The sequence below is a fragment of the Bacillota bacterium genome, assembly GCA_013178125.1.
In the GTDB taxonomy this organism is placed as follows: domain Bacteria; phylum Bacillota; class SHA-98; order Ch115; family JABLXJ01; genus JABLXL01.
On record JABLXJ010000049.1, the window covers coordinates 1 to 3816 of the forward strand.

Below are 3816 nucleotides of genomic sequence, written 5' to 3' on the forward strand. Positions count from 1 at the left end.
GGAAAGTGGACGAGTCGATAGACAGACTGCGTACTCTACTGCCCGAGCCGCGGAATCCGGAGCGGTTTGAGGAGTTGCTCTCGTATCTTGAGGCGAGGAAGCCAGCCATAAAGGACTATAATACACGCAGGATAAACCGCGAATATAACGGAAATGGCGTTGTAGAGAAAGCAAATGACATTTTGGTAGCGAGGCGCCAGAAGGGGGCTGGGATGAGTTGGTCCATAGAAGGTTCAGACACCCTTTGTGCTTTGACTACTCTTTGGCATAACGCTGAGTGGGATAGCTACTGGGCCCGTCAAGCGGCCGCTTAATGACCGGTCATCCCAGACCTTATGCGTGCTAAGAAATTTTTTAACCATTATAGAAGGAGATCCAAATCCGATGTAGAATAGTATATTCAGAGACTTGAAAGGTTTCAATAATACCTGGTAAGCGGCCGATAGGCCAGAACTATAATCTAAAGTTTTTAGGGTATGCTGCGCGAAACCATTGATCTCCCCCTAATCGGGGGCCATACTAGGATATAATGTATCCACGAACGGAATGCCAATTTAAGCTAGAGTATAGCTAAATTCTTACAGCAAGCTATATTTTGTGGTCATTGTAAGATCAAGGCGGGTGCTGAGGATTTGAAGGTTACAATTAAAGACGTGGCTAAGTTTGCAGGGGTTTCGATAGGCACCGTATCTGCTGTACTTAATAATAAGTCAACCGTAAGTGAGGAGAGCCGTAGAAAGGTCAATGAAGCGATTCAAAAGCTTGGCTACAGATCGAATGCGTCGGCGAGGAGATTGGTCCTCAACAGGAGCGAGAATATCGCTGTTATCCTGAACGGGAATTCGCTTTCTTCATCTTCTTATCTCTTTTATGCGGCCGTCATAAAAGGCATAGTGCGAGAACTGGCCCCAACGAGGTATCAGGTAACCCTTGTGCCTTTGTGGGAGACAGGTGGGCGCCAGACGGAATTCCCTGCGGCCATACAAAATCGTGATGTTGATGGGATATTAGTCCTCGACGTAATGGAGAGGGAGGCCCTTTTTAGGTTGCGAGATCTAGAGGTGCCTATAGTCTTAGTTGATAACCACGGTGAGTACCCTGAATTTCCAGGGGTGGATAACGACGATGAGACCGGTATTTATAAAGTTACCAGGCATGTAATCGGGCTTGGGCACTCAAGAATCGCCTTTATCAATGCGCCGCTCTCGCATCCCCTCGGCAGGCAGGCATGGCTCGGTTTCAAGAGGGCTCTTGAGGAGAGTAATTTACCGATTCTTCCCGGGCTCTTAGCTACTGGTAATATTGAGATGGGTAGCGGTTATGAAGCTGTAAAGGCGATTCTTGAGAGGGGAAGCGATTTTTCGGCAGTTGTCTCAGCTAATGATAGCATGGCGATAGGAAGTATAAGGGGAATAAATGAGGCGGGCTTGAAAGTTCCGGATGATGTTGTAGTGGTTGGGATGGATGACATTGAGATTTCCGAGCATTCTCAGCCCCCGCTCACCACGGTGAGAATTCGGCGAGAGGAGATGGGACGCCGGGCGGCCCAATTGCTCATAGGGCTGGTAGAAGGCTCCTGGGAAGGTCCCACGAGAATTGTTCTCGATAACGAGCTTATAATTAGAGAATCATGCGCAGCACGGTTGAAAGCCATATCGGGTTCGGTGTGAATATGGCCTGATACAGGGAAGGGCGCCGGACATAAGGCTGAACATGAAGATGGGATATTTGAGTGAGCTATGGTCTAGAAATGCGCAGCTTAGAGATATGGGGCCCAGGTATAATAGTTAGGTAATAAATAATAAGTAGATTTCCATAACAATAATCGGAATTTTAATAAGGAGGAAATTACGGAATGGGAGCTTCTCTGGCGATAGCTGGTGGGACAAAGGCGATATCTGACGATATGAAGGTCAGATGGCCTGTCATAACTCATGAGGATAAGGATGCTGTTCTTCAGGTTCTTGATAGCGGAATCCTCTGGGGGCTTTATGCTCCTCAGATGCGTGCCCTGGAGAAGGAATTTGCTGAATACATCGGCGTTAAGTTTTGCCTCACGATGAATAGTGGCACCGCTGCGCTTCATGCCGCCGTCGCCGCCGCAGGCGTGGGACCGGGCGACGAGGTAATAACCCCAGCCTTCTCCTTTCTCGCATCCGCAGTAGCCGTCCTTCATCATAATGCGATCCCTGTATTTGTTGACATCGATCCAAGAACGTTCAACATAGATGTAACGAAGATCGAAGAGAAGATCACGCCACGGACAAAAGCCATTATGCCGGTCCATATCCACGGTTTGCCTGCTGACATGGATGAGGTCCTTGCCATTGCCAAAAGGCATGGCCTTGTCGTAATCGAAGATGCCTGCCAGGCGCATGGGGCGATTTACAAAGGTAGGAAAGCGGGAAGCATTGGTGATATGGCGACATTCAGCCTCAACACCACGAAGAACCTGCCGGGGGGCGAAGGCGGATTCTTTGTAACGGATAGCGAGGAATACAGGGGCAAGGCGAATATGCTCAGGATGTTTGGCGAATACGTCAAGCCGAACGAGGGGCGAAAGTATCAGGCCTACACCATGGGCTGGAATTACAGGACTCAAGAAATGCCCTGCGCCTTTACCCGCAGTCAGTTGAAGAGATTAGATAGCGTGAACGAGAATGCCCGACGCAACGCCGAATACTTAACGAGTGAATTAAGCAAGATCCCGGGAGTTATCCCGCCTTATGTACCTCCTGATCGAACGAGTATCTATCACAAGTATAGAATTCGCCTGAATCCCGCCGCACTTGGCCTTGATGTTCCTGTGTCTGAGTTTAGGGCTAAAGTCCAGGCTGCGCTCCAGGCTGAGGGCGTGGATGCGGTGCGATGGCAGACTAGTCCGATCCCTGGCCAGCCCCTCTTTCAGATCATGGAGGGGTATGGGAAGGGATGCCCATGGACATGCAAATTCAACGAAGGAGTTACCTACTCGTATGACCCTGCCGATTATCCTGAAACGGTAAAGTTGATTGAAGACTCGCTTGTGATATGTTCAGAAACTTATCCGATTTATTGCCAGACGATGGATCTAATGAAACGCTATGTGGAGGCGTTCTATAAGGTATTTGAGAATATTGATCAGGTGCTTAAGGTTGAGGTCACGGGGGATGAGGAGCAAGTCGCAGGGATAACTATGAGAAAGATAGGTTAAATCGCAAGAGCTAGAAGTGCTGAAGATTTTATAGGGGTGAGCTACTTCTACTATATCTTCAGGTGCTCATGTTATGAGAGTATGAAAGGACAACTACAGGGGATGACAGGTATGGGCGGGGTTGGGATTGTAGACTATGGGAATCATGATATGGAAGCTCTCATCGGTAGCCGAGAGCCTGACAACATCTCGGGTGAGCTCATAAGGCGAGCTGGCAACCGGCTTGGCCTATCAAAGGAGGCCATAGGCGAGCTCATAAAGCCTCAGAACATATATGCATTTCGCCTGCCTGTGCTGCTATACGGCAGGGTGGTCAATATATGGGGCTGCGTTGTCTTGCATAACAATGCCAGGGGACCGTACAAAGGCGGAGTGAGGCTTGCCCCTGATGTTGATATATGGGAGACAACAGAGCTTGCAAGGCTCATGACTCTCAAGACCGCTGTCACCGATATAGAGTTTGGCGGGGGAAAGACCGGTGTAAGACTTGATATGGGTAGACTGTATAAGATATATGGCAGGACCCCTAGGGATCCCGAATTCGAGACGAACGTAAAGAGGAATGTACTCAGGGACTTCGGTCTTGAGTTCAAGGACATATTCACGAGGCACATCTACATCCC

The 3816-nt window shown here is 49.1% G+C and carries 4 protein-coding genes; all 4 read left to right on the plus strand.

Annotated features, from left to right (window positions below; translation table 11 throughout):
- Nucleotides 1–314: hypothetical protein (locus tag HPY71_15610; protein ID NPV54914.1), on the plus strand; the 314-nt coding region annotated here is incomplete at its 5' end.
- A gap of 318 nt (nucleotides 315–632) precedes the next feature.
- Nucleotides 633–1670, plus strand: a complete 1038-nt coding sequence (locus HPY71_15615; protein NPV54915.1) for a LacI family DNA-binding transcriptional regulator — start codon at nucleotides 633–635, stop codon at nucleotides 1668–1670.
- 185 nt (nucleotides 1671–1855) lie between these two features.
- The gene (locus HPY71_15620; GenBank protein NPV54916.1) at nucleotides 1856–3193 is read left to right on the plus strand and encodes a DegT/DnrJ/EryC1/StrS family aminotransferase; all 1338 of its coding nucleotides are present in this window, start codon (nucleotides 1856–1858) and stop codon (nucleotides 3191–3193) included.
- 111 nt (nucleotides 3194–3304) lie between these two features.
- Nucleotides 3305–3816, plus strand: a 512-nt coding sequence (locus tag HPY71_15625; GenBank protein NPV54917.1) for a hypothetical protein, incomplete at its 3' end; no start/stop codon positions are given.